Here is a 14,667-nt window from a genome sequence, read left to right as displayed (position 1 = left end):
AGCCTGAACATGCCCGAAGTTCGTAACAACACCGATCAGCAGCGGTACGAGCTGGTTCACGACGGGGAGCTGGCTGGCTTCCTCGAGTACCAGCTGATCAGCAACGTTGTCGTGCTGCCACACGCGGAAATCGACGATCGGTTCGAAGGCCAGGGGCTGGGCAGCACCCTGGCTCGGCACGTGCTGGATGACGCCCGCACTCAAGGCCAACGCGTGGTTCCAGCCTGTCCGTTCATGGCGGCGTTCATTCAGCGTCACCGTGAGTACGTGGAGCTCGTCCACCCACGGCAACGCGCCGAGTACGGCCTGAGCGACGGGTAACCCAGGAGTTCCACACGGGAAACTCCTGGGAGCGCTTGAGGCGGCGTGACTTACGCGGCCATCTGACGGCAAAGGTCGGCGCAGCGACGGCAGGCCTCGGCGCACTGGCGCATGATGTCGTCGTCACCCATGCGCTCGCACTGCTCAGCGCAGGCGTCACACACTTCGGCGCAGACGCCGCAGGCGCGAGGAGCGAACTGGGAGCCGCGGATCATCATTTCCGCGCAGGCGGTCGTGATCGCCGCGGAGTCATGGCAGAGGCGGATGCAGGCTTTCATGTCCTGCACGTTCTGCGCCTCAAGGCAGTGTTCGGCGCAGCGGGTGGCGAGCTGCGCGACGTTGTAGCACTCCTGGATGCACTGTTCCATCGTTGCTTGGTTCGTCATTGGGTCCTCCTGTGGATGTGATTGAGGGGCTGTCGGTCAACCTCCTGACAACAGGTTGGCCGGCCGCGTACCTCACGGCCGGCCTGAACTTACCCCTTCCATTCGAATGGAAGGTCAAGTTGAGGGAACGTTAAGACTCGCGATTGAAGTTCAACAAAGCCCGCTCATGGCTGCTCACGCCGTCATTTCCTCGCGGGGCTTCGTAGCGCTCCACGATGGCGCAGATTTTCCCGTCGCATTCGTCGGCGATGACGCTCTCGTCACGCAGGCGGATCAGCTCGTGGCGGAACTCGGTCATGGTGCGGATCTGATGGTCGAGGAGTTTTACTTTATGGTCGAGCAGGCCGAGCAGGTGCTTACAGGGCTTGCCACCGGACTTGCGCACCGAGAGCAGCTCGGCAATTTCCTCCAGGCTGAGTCCGATCGCTTTGGCTTTGTTGATGAAGATCAGGCGTTCACGGTCGGCGTGGCCGTACAGGCGGAAGCCGCCCTTGCTGCGCTCGGGTGTGGGCAGCAGGCCGATGTCCTCGTAGTAGCGGATGGTTTTCGGGTTCAGGTGGAATTCGCGGGCGAGTTCCCCGATGCGCAGGCATTCTGGTCGTGTGGTGCTCATGCTGTCCTCCCTGGGATGCAAGCCTCTTGACTTTCCACTTTACTGGAAGGTGTAGCGTGTCGGTGTGCGCCGCGTCACAGGAGGAGCACCCGTGAACAAACCCCTGCGTTTCCCGCACCCTGGAGCAAATCAGCGAATGAGACACTCCGATGATGCCGAGCCGACCATCCAGGTGGAGGACGAGCCCTTGAGCTCCCCGATCATTCACGCCGAGCACCTGAAGCGCACCTACCGCGTTCCCAAGAAACGCCCGGGGCTGGGTGGAGCCTTCAGGGATCTGCTCAACCCCGAGTATCGCATGGTGCACGCCGTGAAAGACGTGACCTTCAGCATCCAGCCGGGCGAGAGCGTCGCGTACCTCGGCCCGAACGGCGCCGGGAAAAGCACCACCGTGAAAATACTCGCCGGCTGGTCTTGCTAGGGTTTTGTGGAGGGGAAGTTCAGTGTGATCCACACTGGAGACGGATATGGTAACCCCGAAGCAGCAGTACACAGCCGAGTTCAAGCAGGAAGCCGTCCGACTGGTTCAAACTACAGGGAAAAGCTGTGCCGAGATCGCCCGCGACCTGGGTGTTCCCCCGAATTACGTGGCCCGCTGGAAAAAGCAGCAGGAGACCCAGGCTGCTACAGGACGCCCGGCGTTCACAGGGCGTGGTGTCATGGCTCTTTCTGAACAGGAAGCCCGGACCAAGCAGCTCGAACGTGAGCTGGAAATCACCCGTCAGGAACGGGACATCCTGAAAAAAGCACTGGCCTGTCTTGGGCAGAACGGACGCCCCCCTGGACGCCTGCCCGCTTCTTCGCCAAACAAAGCTGATCTTTGCGTTTATCCATCAGCACCAGGAGGCGTTCCCAGTGGAACTGATGTGCGAGGTGCTGGAGGTCAGTCTGAGCGGCTATTACGCCTGGCGGAGAAGGCCGGAGTGCAATCGAGTGCAAAAAGACCGTGTATTGACGGCAAAAATCATCACTTACCATCAGCGGAGCCGGGAAACGTACGGGACACCCCGGATCAAGGAAGACCTGGCCGAAGAGGGACTCATGGTCAGCCGCCAACGAATCGGGCGCCTGATGAAGGCAGCCAAACTCCAGGTTCGCTGCAAGCGAAAGTTCCGCACCACCACGAAGTCAAAACACACCCACCCAGTCGCGGAGAACGTGTTGGACCGCGATTTCAAGGCGAACGGCCCGAACCAGAAGTGGGTGACGGACATCACCTACCTTCCCACGACAGAGAGCTGGTTGTATTTGGCCACCGTGATGGATCTGTACTCAAGGCGAATTGTCGGTTGGTCTCTGAACGAGCGTCTCCACACGCCGCTGGTCATCGACGCGCTCAACATGGCCAGACAGCGGAGGAACCCTGGGGCAGGGTTGCTCCACCACTCGACCGGGGGAGTCAATACGCCAGCGACGCGTACTGGCAAGCCTTGGAGCGCTTGGCAGCCGTGCAGAGCATGAGCAACAAAGGGGAGTGTTGGGATAATGCTGTGCAGGAAAGCTTTTTCGCCACCTTGAAGACGGAACTTGATCTTCGGCAGGCCCGTGGAACTCGCGCCCAGACGCGCAGTGAGGTGTTCGAGTGGATTGAGGTGTTTTATAACCGGCTACGTCGTCATTCATCGCTCGGCTACCGCTCGCCGGTGGCCTTCGAGGAGCAAGCCCTCAGCATGAACTGACCCTCCACCAAACCCTTGCAACTTCAGAGCACGAGGTCCACGTCGTGCTGTGTGACGCGGTCACGTAACCGATCGAGGCCAGGGCGGTTGAGGCGGGCGCCGCTCAGTCCATCGTCACGGAAGATGTGGTCGGCGTCGACATGGTGGCCGCGCTCGTTCGCTGTGTTCTGAAGGCGTTCGAGTTGCTGTTCAATGGTCTGCGTCTGGACTTGGCGGCTGCTTGACACTCGGGCGTACAGGGCTACTCGCATCATTGACCTCCCGTTGGGGAGGCTGGGTTGCCCACTGCGTCAGGAACTGATAGGCCCGGTCGAGTTTCCGCAGGTCGGGGTGCTCGACAATGGTCCGTTGGATCTGGATGGGCTGCTTGATCGACGCTTGGCGTGGCATAACCACCTCCTTGTGTCGATCTTCTTCTTGCCGGCTGCCAGGCGCGCAACTTGAGGCGGGCAGGCCGAACAAAACAGAAAATGTCGTTTGTAATCAGGCCATCGAGTCCTTGAATTTTCAGCTGCGCAAGGTCACCAAGACCAGGGGGTCGTTCCCGAATGAGGAAAGCGCTTTGAAGGTGCTGTTCCTGGCGATTCAACGAGCGTCGAGCGAGTGGTCGATGCCCGTGAAGGATTGGCGATCAGCGCTAAACGTGTTTACGATTGTCTTCGAAGGGCGCGTGCCCGTCCGGTGACTCCCGGACCCCCGGCCCACAAACGCCCGTACACCTCCTTAAATTCAGCCTCAACGCAGCCCGACGGAGCCCAACGTTCATGCCGAAACTCGCTCCCCTCCAGACGCACCTGGCGCTCACCATCGCCTTGATCACGCTGCTCCTCACCTTCCTCCTTTCCGCAGCCGTGGGAACCCTTGCCGCCCGGCAAGTCGAGCAGGACGTCCACAACTCCCTGAAGCAACTCGCGTACCAGCTCAGCTTGACGCTCGACCGCGGAATGCACGAACGCTACCGCGAACTGCAAGTCATCAGTACCCTCGAAGTCATCCGTCAACCCTCCGCGAATCCAAGGTTCCAGCGTGCCCTGCTCGATAAACTGCAGGTCACTTACCCTGCGTACGCCTGGATTGGTTTGACCGATCCCGACGGTCGAGTCCGTGTCGCGACCGGCGCGCTGCTCGAAGGAGCGAACGTCTCCGCCCGACCCTGGTTCCAGCAAGGAAAACAACGCGCCAGCGTGAGTGACGTGCACGAAGCGTTGCTGCTCGCCAAACACATTGCCAGCCATGACGGCTCTCCACCTCGCTTCGTGGATGTCAGCACACCCGTATACGACCTGCAAGGCCGCTTCGTGGGTGTGCTCGGCTCTCACCTCAGCTGGTCCTGGGCGCAGAACGCCCAGCGGGCCCTGCTGGAGTCCACCCCGAGAGAACATCACGTCGAAGCGCTGGTCCTCGCTCAGGATGGCACGGTGCTTCTCGGACCGTCAGCACTGGTCGGACGCGCTTACCCTCAGCCACCAGGGTCCGGTGACCGGTGGACGGCTGACGCTGTGGAGCGGCTGGACGGCCAGGAGTACCTGGTTGGGCATAGCGCCACACGTGGCCACTTGGATTATCCAGGTCTCGGCTGGCAGGTCCTCGTCCGAGAAAACAAGCAGACCGCCCTCGCGCCCGTCCGGGCGCTCCAGCAGCGAATTGTCCTCCTGGGGATCCTCGCTGCCGTGGCCTTCACGCTGCTTGGCGTCCTCGCCGCGGGCTACCTGGCGCGCCCTTTACGCCTTATGTCCGTGGCAGCGAACCGCCTGCGTTCCGGGGAAGGCGTACAGATTCCAGTCACGAGGCATTACACCGAAGCGGCGGTGCTTTCGCTGGCCTTGCGTGAGCTGCTCGACGAGCGCGACCGGCAACGACAGGAGATGCAGGAGCTGAATGCCACGCTGGAACAACGCGTCGCGCAGCGTACCGAAGAGCTCGAACGCATCAATGAGGAACTCGACGCTTTTTCGTATTCGGTCTCGCATGATCTGCGCACCCCACTCCGGCACGTGAGTGGATTCGCCGAGATGCTCGAAAAGCGCCTCGGGGAAACCGATGACGGTACAGCCCGTCGGTACCTGAGTGTTATTCGCTCTTCCACCATTCGCATGAACCAGCTGATTGACGACCTGCTCGCCTTCTCGCGTCTCAGTCGGGAGCAGTTGAACGTCACGGCAGTCGACCTGAATGAGTTGGTGGAAACCGTGATCCTTGAACTCGAACCTGACATGGTGGGTCGTGATGTCGATTGGAGGGTGTCTGTCCTGCCTGTGGTTCGCGGGGACAAGGCGCTGCTGAAGGCCGTGATGACCAACCTGCTCTCGAACGCTTTGAAGTACTCAGGGAAGCGTGACCGTGCTGTCATCGAAGTGCGGGCGGAGGAAGGCGCGGAGGCTGTGGTGGTGACGGTCCGCGATAACGGGGTTGGTTTTGATCCGAAGTATGCCGATAAGCTGTTCGGGGTGTTTCAGCGTCTCCACCGGGCCGATGAGTTTGAAGGAACGGGAATTGGGCTGGCGAACGTACGGAGGATTGTGGAACGCCATGGGGGAAGGGTGTGGGCGCACAGCCAGCCAGGTCAGGGCGCGGCGTTCTCGTTTTCGCTGCCAGACTCCTGATGAGGTTGTACCGGTTTTGCGCACTTGAGGTTAAGCGGCGGCCAGCTGCTTGGCAAGATGGAGGGCTTCAAATTCCACTGGGCTGAGATAACCAAGCGTGGAGTGGCGGCGTTGGCGGTTGTACCAAACCTCCAGAAAGACAAAATCCGCTGCTGCGCAACATGCCGGGACGCATAGTCAGCGCCATCCGTTTCCTCCCGCTTCGAGCAGGCGAAGAAGCTTTCGACTACGGCATTGTATGCCGCCGTGCCGGCGTCAGTTACAAAGGCTTCCACGCCCTGCGGCACCACGCTGGCACCCGCCTCGTTCGGGAAGGCTTCAGCCTGGACGACGCTGCACGGCACCTGGGACACAGCACCCTCGAAACCACACGCATTTACGCCAAATGATCTGATGACAACCTCAAGCGCGGCATCGGGCGCTGGTAGCTGTCATACAGCCACGTAAACAGCCTGAAGTTCATTCCTGGCGACCGCTCGAACGGAGGTATTCTTGAGCGCCCTCCTCAGCGTCGTCCTTCAATTCAGCAATCCAAAGGTGAACTTCAAAGCAGGAGCAAAATCAGTCCGAGTGCAAAAGCTCAAGGAGCTGAATCGCTATCGCTCAGTTGGGGTGCGCGTTCGTGCTGACGTACGAGGCGCTCTGCCAGTCCTATCACAGCAGCTGATGGCTCTCACTTGCGGACTAACCACTAACAGCCATAACCCCATCAGGATCATCACCGGAAGCTCCAAGCCATCACACCCATTTCAAATGAAATTAGATTGGTGAAGTCTGGAGCAACTGCCCGACTTACCCCGGACTCTTCAATGGTGCCGTTCAATCATTTTCCGCGCTTGTTGCTCTAAAAAAGCGAGTATTTCCCCTGGTGGTAATGGCCGCGCAAAGTGGTACCCTTGCGCGAAATCGCAGCCCACGTCCAGCAGCAGCTGCAACTCGCTGTCCGTCTCGACACCTTCCGCAAGGGTACTCAAGCCGAGGTGATTGGCGAGTCCAACGATGGCTTTCACTACCGGAAGAGCGTTCTCTGCGTCCCTCAAGTTCTGTACGAACGAACGATCGATCTTCAGGACGTTCAATGGCAGGCGTTGCAGGTAACTCAAGCTCGAGTAACCCGTGCCGAAGTCATCGACTGCGATAGACACCCCAAGCTGACGAAGGTGTTCCATCCGGATCGTGGTTTCGCGCACGTCGCGCATCACGATACTTTCGGTGAGCTCCAACTCCAGGCGCTCAGAAGCGAAGCCCGTCGAAGCGAGGGATGCAGAAACTGTGCTCACGAAGTCATCCCGTTCGAATTGCAGCGCGGAGACGTTTACAGCTATCCGGAAGGAAGCGTGCCCCTGATTTGCCCACTCCACGCCTTGTCGGCACGCCTCTTGCAGCACCCACGCTCCAAGCGGCACGATCAATCCCGTTTCCTCTGCGAGGGGGATGAACTGCGCAGGGGAAATCATGCCGCGTTCAGGGTGGCGCCAACGCAGTAAAGCTTCCACACCGATCAACTCACCGTCACGCAACCGCACTTGCGGTTGGTAATGCAGTTCGAGTTCCTGCCGTTCAACGGCCCTGCGGAGGTCACTGGCCAGTTGCAGGCGTTCAAGAGTACGCCGGTTCATGTCCGGTTCGAAGACCTCGTACCCGGTCTTGCGATGCTTTGCTCGGTACATCGCCATGTCCGCGTGCCGTTGCAGTGTACCAGCATTCAGCCCAGCTTCCTGGGAGACGCTGATGCCGATGGAAGCGCCCAGATAAAACTGACGGTTTCCCACCTCGAACGGCACAGCGAACGCGGAGAGTATCCGCTGCGCGACGGCGGTCGCCTCGCCCACCCCGGACAACGGAAGGATCACCGTGAACTCGTCGCCTCCGACGCGGGCGACCAAGTCCTCTTGGCGTACACAGCCCTGCAGGCGCTGCGCGACGGTGATGAGTACCTTGTCCCCCACGTCATGCCCGAGGGTGTCATTTATGCCTTTGAAATCATCAAGGTCCACGAAGAGTAACGAGGTGAAGTAGCCGCTCACCTCCGCTTGTCTAATGGCGTAGGCGAGCCGTTCAGTAAAGAAGGTGCGGTTCGGAAGTCCCGTGAGGGGATCGTGGTTCGCTTGGTGGTCCAATCGCCGGGCCAACATCTGGTGCTCCAAAATTTCATCTTCCAGCTGCCGAGTGCGCGCCTTCACTTCCTGTTCCAGGATGTCCGAATGATGCTCAAGTTTCTGAGCGTACTGCTTCACCGCCGTTCTCTCGTTGAAGTGCGCTAAAGCGTTGATCACGGTCCGTAACGGTGTCTCATCATCGAAGTACACCTGGTTTGGTCGTTCGTAGACCACATACCCGTAATGCACGTCATAGGTGTAAAGTGGCGCCACCATCAGGTTCCTGCGAGCCAGTTCGGCACGCATGACATCAGGGAGCATGCCGCGCGGGTTGAACATCCCCACGGCAGGCGGAGACGGCATTCCGCGCGCAAGCACCACCCGCGCAGCGTTCGCCGGGGTAGGTCCAAAAGGCTCGTAGAAGACCAGCGCGAAACTCTGCATCCCGTAGTGCGTCAGGTACTCGTCCACGCCCTTCAGCAGTTCTTCAAATGTGGGAGCAGCGGACATCTGACTGATCAGGTAGGCGCGGCTGGACTCCCTGGCGCGCCTACTCGTGAGCGTCCCTTTGAGGGCGCTGTACAGCATACTGAGTGCGGACGCGTGTAAGTCATCGAAATCCGCGCGGGTGTCTCCGGACAGTGTGGGTCTGAGTTTCTCCCTGACGGACTGCAGGATGTCGAACCAGGAGTTAACGTCAGAATGAGCTTGAAGCGAGGTAGTGATGCTGTTCTTCCAGAATAGGAGGAACTCTGCTCGTTTGCTCGGGTCGAGTGTGGCCTGGTAAAGGGATTCGAACACTTGCTGTTGTTCGCGCGGCGCATGACTCCACCCTTGTGTATCCAAGGACGGCGCTACGTGCTGTGGCTTGAGGGCGGTTCTCGATGACGTGCCACAGGATTGCCGGATGATCAACTGCGTGTCGAGGCGCACCTCGAGAGGAGTGCTGCCGTGGTCGATCAGGGCGAGGAGCGCCTCGGCAGCTGCGCGTCCTTGCTCGAAGAAAGGCTGCCGTACAGTCGTGAGCGGAGGAACGGCGCTGCGGAAGTCATCACTGTCGTCGAACCCGACAACGGCGACATCTTCAGGAATCCGGAGGTTCCGCTCGCGTAAAGCCCGCGTGATTCCTTCGGTCATTTCATCGTTCGCGGAAACGATCACGTCCACCTGAGCTCCGCTGCTCAGGAATCGCGTGACTTCGGCGTACGCATGTTGCGGGTCGTAGTCCCCGTTGAGAATCAACCCTGGGTGGAAGGGCAGTTGGTGCTTGGCGAGTGCGTCCTTGAAAATCCACTCGCGCTCGTCGGAATCGAGATTCCCGACAACCCCGCGGACAAATGCGAAGTTCCGGTGATCACGTTCCTTGATGAGGTGTTCCATCAAGGCTTGCATTCCAGGAGTGTTGTCGATGGACACGCTCGGCACGCCGGGTATGGAGCGGCCGATACTTACCATTGGGAGGTCCGCGAAAGGCTCAATGAACTGGAGGAGTTCATCTGACGTGTCTTTGCGACTGAGCGTTTGGGAAAAGAGGATCAGTCCCTGGTGCTGCTCGCGTCGTATGAGTTGGTAGATGTCGTTGGCTTTCCGGTAGAGATGCCCCTCCGACCGCAGTTCGCCACCTTGGTAGATGGTACTTGTGATCCCCCGTTGCTTCAGAACCGACTGGATGCCGGCGAGGAGGCGCGTCGGGTAGTAGTAGAACACGAAGTCCGAGATGATGGCGATGCTGGTAGGCTGGGTTCCCATGGGCTGTACGCCAGTCAATCGTAGTCCCGTTAACGTCACACGGCTCTTACACCGGGCTCCCTGGAGGTAGTGGCTTTAAGAGGATGACGGGTGTTGAATGGAGTATGAACACGACGTGCTGTGCCCGCTGTCAGTCGGTCTCCGTCGTCAAGAACGGCCACGTCAAGAGTGGCAAGCAGCGCTTTCTCTGCCGAGCCTGCGGCTATCAATTCACTTTCGAAGCCAGCTGGCATCGCATTTCCCCTGAACAAGAAGCCCTGGTCGATCGCCTGCTCAGCGAACGCCTCTCCCATCGGGGCATCTGCCGGGTGAGCAGTGTCAGTCGCAGCTGGTTACGCCTGCACCTCAAGAAACTCCAGAAGCTCGTGGTGCACAGGGTCGAGGATGAGGTGGTCAGCGCAAAAAAAGCCTGACGCAGGCCCATACTCCGCAACGGGTGCTGGAGTGCGACGAATGATGCACCTTCGTCGGTCGGCGTTCACGTGACCTTTGGATTTGGTTGGCCATGGACCGGGCGACACGCCAGATCGTCGGTTGCTTTGTGGGCCAGCGGGACGTCCTGGGGGCTTACGGGTTGTGGCAAAGCCTGCCCACAGCGTACTTGAGCGCGGAGTGTCGCACGGACCGTCTGGCCGCCTACCAGAGTGTGGTCTTTGGTGGGCTGCATAGAATTGGTGGGACCCAGCATATTGAGCGCTTCAACGCCACGCTGAGGGCGAGGTTGGCCCATCTGGTGCGCAAATCCTTGTCCTTCAGCCGTAACCAGCATCATCTCGAAACCCTGGTCTGGCTCTTCATTCACCGCTACAACGCGTCATTACCTTGAACCCACTACCAGCTGAGATGCGGACAAAACGATGAATACCCACAGTGTCGCTGAGCCAGTGCGCATGTGAACCAAGCGTCAAACGGCCTTCCCACCGTCAGGCTTCCCCTCGGAACTTGACCGTCTGGCGATGCCGTACGGGATGACGTAGGGTCTGCCGGTGTCGGGATCCTCAAGGAGGTGGGCTTCGAGGCCGAACACGTCGCGCAGCAGCTGCTTGTTCATGATGCTGGCGGGGTGGCCCTGAGCGTAGACTTTCCCGCCTTGGACGGCGACGAGTTCGTCGCTGTAGCGGACGGCCTGATTGAGGTCGTGGAGGACCATGATGATGGTTTTGCCTTCCTCCTCGTTGAGGCGCCGGACGAGGTGAAGGACTTCGAGTTGGTGGCTGAGGTCGAGGTACGTGGTGGGTTCATCCAGCAGCAGGGTGCTGGTGCCCTGGGCGAGGCTCATGGCGATCCAGGCGCGTTGGCGTTGCCCGCCGCTGAGGTTTTCAAGCGGGCGGGTGGCGAAGACGCGCATGCCGGTGTGGTCAAGCGCCCACGCGACGATGTCACGGTCTTCTTTGCTGCGCTGCGCGAACATGCCCTGGTGGGGGTGACGCCCGAACCACACGAGCTCCTCGACGGTGAGGCCCTCGGGCGCGCTGGGACCCTGGGGGAGGATAGCGAGTTTCTGCGCGACGACCTTCGTGGGGAGGCGGTGCAGGTCGTGCCCGTCGAGGAGGACGCTGCCTCTCTCGGGGTTGAGGAGTCGGGAGAGGGAGCGCAGCAGGGTGCTTTTCCCACAGCCGTTCGCGCCGATGATGGTGGTGACGCCGCCGGGCAGGGTGAGATCAAGGTCCTCGATGACGCGCCGAGTGCCGTAGCGGAGGCTGAGGGTGCGGGTGCTGAGCGCTCCGGGCCGGGTGGGAGTGAACGGAGCGAACTCTGACACGGTAGAAGACACCATAACCCCCTCGTCTGTGAGGAACACTCTTGGAAACCGGAATGCAAGCGCGAGCGCGTTCCGTGTGTTGTGCTTTTCACTGCACTCGCAGCGGCCCAGCGAAATGGGTGCGCGAGTAACTGCCAGTGCGCCCACAGCTTGTCGTTCTCAGCGTTTTCCGAGGTGTTGTTCGAGGTCGTCGAGGACTTTGTTTGCGGCGATCACACCGATGCCGAGGAACCAGTAATCGTCATTTACCGCATGCACCCGGCCTTCCTTCACGACGTTCAGGCGCTTCCACAAGGGGTGCTGCAGGTACAGCTGCTGATCGGTCTGCTGCGCCGGTCCGTACGTGCTGTAGAACAGCACGCCGCCGTCCATGTCCGGAATGCGTTCGGGCGTGGCGACTTCCATGAAAGCGTCCTTGTCCTGCGATTTCGGGCGCTTGAGGCCGGCGTCCTCCAGAATGGTGCCGATAAAACTGGCTTTCTGTTGCAGGCGGGTCTGGCCGGGCACGAAGCGCACAATGGACACCTCGGTGTTGAGTCGGTCCCGACCGAGGCCTGCCTGGAGTTTCTTCGCGCGCGCGTAGTAATTGCTGAGGAGTTTGTTCGCCTGGGCTTCGCGGTTAAGGGCTTTCGCGTTGAGTTTGAGGTTGTCCTTCCAGACGACGCCGACGGTTTCTGCCATGACAGTTGGGGCGATTTTGCTGAGTTGCTCGTAGATGTTGCCGTGGCGAATTTTGCTGGTGAGGATCAGGTCGGGTTTCAGGGCGAGGATTTTTTCGAGGTTGGGTTGGGCGATGGTACCGACGTCGGTGATGCCGTCGGTTTTGCCTTTGAGGTAGCTGGGGAAGCCGGCGCCGAGGGCGGTGACGGCGCCGATGGGTTTCACGCCGAGGGCGAGGGTGCTGTCGAGTTCACCGGTGTCGAGCACAACGACGCGTTTGGGGGTTTGCGGGACGCAGGTGTCGCCCATCGCGTGCTTGATCAGGCGGCCTTCGCAGTTCGCGTCTTGGGCGAGGGCGCCACCGGGAAGGGCGAGCAGGGTGGTCACGAGCAGTTTGTGCATCAGAGGGTTCTTTCGTTCAGGTGGCTTACTTGGCTTGATCGACGAAGTTTGCTTTGGCGGGCTGGTCTTGCAGGTACCCGCTGGCGGTGGCTTGCGCGAGCATTTTGTTGAAGGCGATCACGCCGCGCCCCTTGGCCCAAAGGTCCCGGTTGAACTCGTATACCTGCCCGGCTTTCACGGCGGGCAGGCTTTGCCACAACGGGTTGGTCTTCCACTGGTCGAGGGGGGTAACTTCTCCGGGATTGCGCAGCAGGATGATCGAGGCGGGGTTGGTGGCGACGAGGCCTTCGAGGCTCATCACGAACTGCGTATCCTTTTGCGGGCTGACCGGATTGTCGCGCCCCAGGTCCTTGATCAACGTGCCGAGGAAGCTTTTGTCGGAGTGCACCCAGAAGCCGTTGGGGGCGAGAACACCAATGACGGTCGGACCGGCCTTCTTGCTGGTGAGGAGCTTCGTTTTCGCGAAGAGCCGCTGATGCTCTTCGCGGAGGGTTTTGCCTTGCGCGTCCTTGTTGGTGAGGTCCGCGATCAGGGAGAACTGGTCGAGGAGTTCGTCGCGTGAACCACGGTAGGAGTTCAGGACGAGGGTGGGGGCGATTTTCGCGAGTTGCGGGTAGATGTTTTTGTGTCGTTCGAGGTCGGCGAGGATCAAGTCGGGTTTGAGGGCAAGGATCGCTTCGAGGCTGGGTTGGTTGCGCGTGCCGACGGTGGGGACGCCTTTGACGTACGCCGCGAGGTGCGGAAGGGGGGAGCCGTCGTCAGCGACCCCGGCGGGCTTTACGTTGAGCTGCGCGAGGGCGTCGATAAAGGAGTTTTCCAGGGCGATGATGCGTTTGGGGGTACCTCTGATGTCGGTGCTGCCCAGTTCGTGCTTGACGGTCTGGCTGCTCTGCGCGAAGGCCGTGGTGAGGGTCAGGCTGGCGGTGAGGATCAATTGGTGTTTCATGGCTCCTGCTTTCGTGAAGCGGGTGGGTCAAGTCGGTTGGACTTGGGGAGGTGCTGTCGAGTTCGCCGGTGTTGAGCACAACGCGTTTTGGGTTTGTGGGACGCAGGTGTCGCCCATCGCGTGCTTGATCAGGCGGCCTTCGTAGTTCGCGTCTTGGGCGAGAGCGCCACCGGGAAGGGCGGCCGGAACCACGAGCAGTTTTCGGATTAGAGAGTCCTTTCGTTCACATGGCGTCGCAGATCTTATAAAGCCGAGCGGATTACTCGGTTTTTCCGAATTGTAATGACTACTCGATTGAAGGTCAAGCCTGCGCGAGCCTGATTCGCTCATTTATCTTGACGTCACGGCTTCAACTGTTAAGCCTGAGTAAGTCAATTCCTCGCGCCGCCACGCCCGGTACTTCAGGAATTCGACTTACGAAGTGCGGGCGGAGCGGCGCAGCAACCACAGGAAGTACGGCGCGCCAATCAGGGTGGTGAGGATCCCAGCGGGAATCTCGATGGGTGGGAGGAGAGCACGACCCAGGGTATCCGCACCGATCACAAGAATCGCGCCGAGCAGCAGGGCGACGGGCAGCAGGCGGGCATGCAGTCCGCCGACGAGGAGACGCGCGAGGTGCGGGGCGAGCAGCCCGACGAAGCCGAGAATGCCGCTACCGGTGACGGCGGCGCCAGCGAGGCCGACAGCGATGGTGAGGGCGAGGCCGCGCGCGAGTTCGACGCGGATGCCGAGGCTGGTGGCGACCTGCTCGCCGAACGCGAGGACGTCGAGGCGGCGCGTGATGAGCAGGCTGAGTGGGAGCAGGATAAGCGCCCAGGGAAGGACGCGCGTGAGGCGTTCCCAGTCGGCGCCGTAGATAGTACCGGTGAGAAACGCGAGGGCGCCGCCGATCCCATCGGGAGCGCGAATGAGGATGAGGTTCTGCGTGGCGCCGAGGGCGGCGGCGACGGCGACGCCGATCAAGGCGAGGCGGACGGGGGCAACGCGGCCACCCTTGCGGGCGAGGAGGTACACGGCGGCGAAGCCGAGCCATGCACCGAGGAACGCGCCCCAAGGGAGCGCCCAGGTGGGTGCGCTCGGTACGAGCAGTAGCAAAATGGTCGCGGCAAGTCCGGCACCGGCGCTGACACCGACCAGGTCGGGGCTGGCGAGCGGGTTGCGGATGACGCCCTGCATGACGGTGCCACTCGCGGCGAACATCGCCCCGGTGAGGGCGCCGACGAGGATGCGCGGCAGGCGCAATTCGAGCAGGATGCGCGTGGTGAGTTCATCGCCGCCGCCCGTGAGGACGCGCAGCACCTCGGTGGGTGGGGTGCGGACCGCGCCGAGCCCGAGCGCGAGGACGCTCACGCTGAGCAGCAGGACGCTGAGCAAAGGCAGCAGCGCGATGGTGCGCCTTAGTTGGTCGAGTGGGGTGCTTTTCATGATGTCCTGAGGGTGCGCGCCG

14 protein-coding genes and 3 pseudogenes are annotated in these 14,667 nt (G+C 60.9%); 8 read left to right on the top strand and 9 right to left on the bottom strand.

Features of this window, described 5'->3' with window-relative positions; all coding sequences use genetic code 11:
* Positions 1 to 9: 9 nt before the first annotated feature.
* Positions 10 to 321 (top strand): GNAT family N-acetyltransferase, encoded by a 312-nt coding sequence (locus DEIPE_RS18865; protein ID WP_015231183.1) that lies wholly within the window; start codon positions 10 to 12, stop codon positions 319 to 321.
* 50 nt (positions 322 to 371) lie between these two features.
* Here the strand turns inward: DEIPE_RS18865 and DEIPE_RS18860 are convergent, their stop codons facing one another.
* On the bottom strand, positions 372 to 707 hold the full coding sequence (locus DEIPE_RS18860) for a four-helix bundle copper-binding protein (protein ID WP_015231182.1): 336 nt from the start codon (positions 705 to 707) through the stop codon (positions 372 to 374).
* A gap of 130 nt (positions 708 to 837) precedes the next feature.
* Positions 838 to 1,320, bottom strand: a complete 483-nt coding sequence (locus DEIPE_RS18855) for a heavy metal-responsive transcriptional regulator (protein ID WP_015231181.1) — start codon at positions 1,318 to 1,320, stop codon at positions 838 to 840.
* Between the two features lie 136 nt (positions 1,321 to 1,456).
* Here DEIPE_RS18855 and DEIPE_RS18850 point away from each other — a divergent pair, with 136 nt between their 5' ends.
* Positions 1,457 to 1,741 carry an ATP-binding cassette domain-containing protein gene (locus DEIPE_RS18850; protein ID WP_083865895.1) on the top strand — a complete coding sequence of 95 codons (285 nt, stop codon included), beginning with the start codon at positions 1,457 to 1,459 and terminating at the stop codon, positions 1,739 to 1,741.
* 46 nt (positions 1,742 to 1,787) lie between these two features.
* Positions 1,788 to 2,999 (top strand): annotated as a pseudogene (locus DEIPE_RS25565) (IS3 family transposase).
* A 23-nt stretch (positions 3,000 to 3,022) separates the two neighbouring features.
* Here the strand turns inward: DEIPE_RS25565 and DEIPE_RS18840 are convergent.
* Positions 3,023 to 3,253, bottom strand: coding sequence for a recombinase family protein (locus DEIPE_RS18840; RefSeq protein ID WP_041231767.1), 231 nt, complete (start codon positions 3,251 to 3,253; stop codon positions 3,023 to 3,025).
* A gap of 86 nt (positions 3,254 to 3,339) precedes the next feature.
* On the opposite strand from DEIPE_RS18840, the gene DEIPE_RS25315 reads away from it, so the two are divergent.
* Positions 3,340 to 3,684: a transposase gene (locus tag DEIPE_RS25315; RefSeq protein ID WP_342663295.1), complete on the top strand. Its 345-nt coding sequence runs from the start codon at positions 3,340 to 3,342 to the stop codon at positions 3,682 to 3,684.
* A gap of 79 nt (positions 3,685 to 3,763) precedes the next feature.
* Positions 3,764 to 5,602: a sensor histidine kinase gene (locus DEIPE_RS22575; RefSeq protein WP_015231179.1), complete on the top strand. Its 1,839-nt coding sequence runs from the start codon at positions 3,764 to 3,766 to the stop codon at positions 5,600 to 5,602.
* A 30-nt stretch (positions 5,603 to 5,632) separates the two neighbouring features.
* Here the strand turns inward: DEIPE_RS22575 and DEIPE_RS25070 are convergent.
* Positions 5,633 to 5,838, bottom strand: a pseudogene (locus tag DEIPE_RS25070) (IS3 family transposase); the annotation flags it as partial.
* Between DEIPE_RS25070 and DEIPE_RS18825 the strand changes: the two are divergent.
* Positions 5,764 to 5,991: a tyrosine-type recombinase/integrase gene (locus DEIPE_RS18825; protein ID WP_041231765.1), complete on the top strand. Its 228-nt coding sequence runs from the start codon at positions 5,764 to 5,766 to the stop codon at positions 5,989 to 5,991. The pseudogene DEIPE_RS25070 and the gene DEIPE_RS18825 sit on opposite strands and share 75 nt — an antisense overlap.
* 417 nt (positions 5,992 to 6,408) lie before the next feature.
* Here DEIPE_RS18825 and DEIPE_RS22570 read toward each other — a convergent pair whose 3' ends face one another.
* On the bottom strand, positions 6,409 to 9,450 hold the full coding sequence (locus DEIPE_RS22570) for an EAL domain-containing protein (protein ID WP_015231178.1): 3,042 nt from the start codon (positions 9,448 to 9,450) through the stop codon (positions 6,409 to 6,411).
* Between the two features lie 104 nt (positions 9,451 to 9,554).
* Between DEIPE_RS22570 and DEIPE_RS25560 the strand changes: the two genes are divergently transcribed.
* Both DEIPE_RS25560 and DEIPE_RS18810 read left to right on the top strand, forming a co-directional pair.
* Complete coding sequence (locus DEIPE_RS25560) at positions 9,555 to 9,863, top strand: IS1/IS1595 family N-terminal zinc-binding domain-containing protein (protein ID WP_041231764.1); 309 nt, start codon at positions 9,555 to 9,557, stop codon at positions 9,861 to 9,863.
* Between the two features lie 59 nt (positions 9,864 to 9,922).
* Positions 9,923 to 10,276: pseudogene (locus DEIPE_RS18810) on the top strand (IS1 family transposase); the annotation flags it as partial.
* Positions 10,277 to 10,354: 78 nt separating this feature from the next.
* Here DEIPE_RS18810 and DEIPE_RS18805 read toward each other — a convergent pair.
* The 4 genes from DEIPE_RS18805 to DEIPE_RS18790 form a co-directional block, all read right to left on the bottom strand.
* Positions 10,355 to 11,227 (bottom strand): ABC transporter ATP-binding protein, encoded by an 873-nt coding sequence (locus tag DEIPE_RS18805; RefSeq protein ID WP_015231175.1) that lies wholly within the window; start codon positions 11,225 to 11,227, stop codon positions 10,355 to 10,357.
* A gap of 144 nt (positions 11,228 to 11,371) precedes the next feature.
* Complete coding sequence (locus DEIPE_RS18800; RefSeq protein ID WP_015231174.1) at positions 11,372 to 12,274, bottom strand: ABC transporter substrate-binding protein; 903 nt, start codon at positions 12,272 to 12,274, stop codon at positions 11,372 to 11,374.
* 25 nt (positions 12,275 to 12,299) lie between these two features.
* On the bottom strand, positions 12,300 to 13,220 hold the full coding sequence (locus DEIPE_RS18795; RefSeq protein ID WP_015231173.1) for an ABC transporter substrate-binding protein: 921 nt from the start codon (positions 13,218 to 13,220) through the stop codon (positions 12,300 to 12,302).
* A 414-nt stretch (positions 13,221 to 13,634) separates the two neighbouring features.
* The gene (locus DEIPE_RS18790; protein ID WP_015231172.1) at positions 13,635 to 14,645 is read right to left on the bottom strand and encodes a FecCD family ABC transporter permease; all 1,011 of its coding nucleotides are present in this window, start codon (positions 14,643 to 14,645) and stop codon (positions 13,635 to 13,637) included.
* Positions 14,646 to 14,667: the final 22 nt, after the last annotated feature.

Origin of the sequence: Deinococcus peraridilitoris DSM 19664, assembly GCF_000317835.1 — a bacterium.
GTDB classification, from domain to species: domain Bacteria; phylum Deinococcota; class Deinococci; order Deinococcales; family Deinococcaceae; genus Deinococcus_A; species Deinococcus_A peraridilitoris.
The sequence above is the reverse complement of the archived record's forward strand: the minus strand, read 5'-3'. Positions and strand labels throughout refer to the sequence as shown.

Bases quoted from the DNA above. Each gene is read 5' to 3' on its own strand.
- DEIPE_RS18850 (WP_083865895.1), top strand. From the start codon at position 1,457: ATGAGACACTCCGATGATGCCGAGCCGACCATCCAGGTGGAGGACGAG.
- DEIPE_RS25560 (WP_041231764.1), top strand. From the start codon at position 9,555: ATGAACACGACGTGCTGTGCCCGCTGTCAGTCGGTCTCCGTCGTCAAG.
- DEIPE_RS18790 (WP_015231172.1), bottom strand. From the start codon at position 14,645: ATGAAAAGCACCCCACTCGACCAACTAAGGCGCACCATCGCGCTGCTG.
- DEIPE_RS22570 (WP_015231178.1), bottom strand. From the start codon at position 9,450: ATGGGAACCCAGCCTACCAGCATCGCCATCATCTCGGACTTCGTGTTC.
- DEIPE_RS18865 (WP_015231183.1), top strand. From the start codon at position 10: ATGCCCGAAGTTCGTAACAACACCGATCAGCAGCGGTACGAGCTGGTT.
- DEIPE_RS18840 (WP_041231767.1), bottom strand. From the start codon at position 3,253: ATGATGCGAGTAGCCCTGTACGCCCGAGTGTCAAGCAGCCGCCAAGTC.
- DEIPE_RS25315 (WP_342663295.1), top strand. From the start codon at position 3,340: ATGGTCCGTTGGATCTGGATGGGCTGCTTGATCGACGCTTGGCGTGGC.
- DEIPE_RS22575 (WP_015231179.1), top strand. From the start codon at position 3,764: ATGCCGAAACTCGCTCCCCTCCAGACGCACCTGGCGCTCACCATCGCC.
- DEIPE_RS18860 (WP_015231182.1), bottom strand. From the start codon at position 707: ATGACGAACCAAGCAACGATGGAACAGTGCATCCAGGAGTGCTACAAC.
- DEIPE_RS18855 (WP_015231181.1), bottom strand. From the start codon at position 1,320: ATGAGCACCACACGACCAGAATGCCTGCGCATCGGGGAACTCGCCCGC.
- DEIPE_RS18795 (WP_015231173.1), bottom strand. From the start codon at position 13,220: ATGAAACACCAATTGATCCTCACCGCCAGCCTGACCCTCACCACGGCC.
- DEIPE_RS18805 (WP_015231175.1), bottom strand. From the start codon at position 11,227: ATGGTGTCTTCTACCGTGTCAGAGTTCGCTCCGTTCACTCCCACCCGG.
- DEIPE_RS18825 (WP_041231765.1), top strand. From the start codon at position 5,764: ATGCCGGGACGCATAGTCAGCGCCATCCGTTTCCTCCCGCTTCGAGCA.
- DEIPE_RS18800 (WP_015231174.1), bottom strand. From the start codon at position 12,274: ATGCACAAACTGCTCGTGACCACCCTGCTCGCCCTTCCCGGTGGCGCC.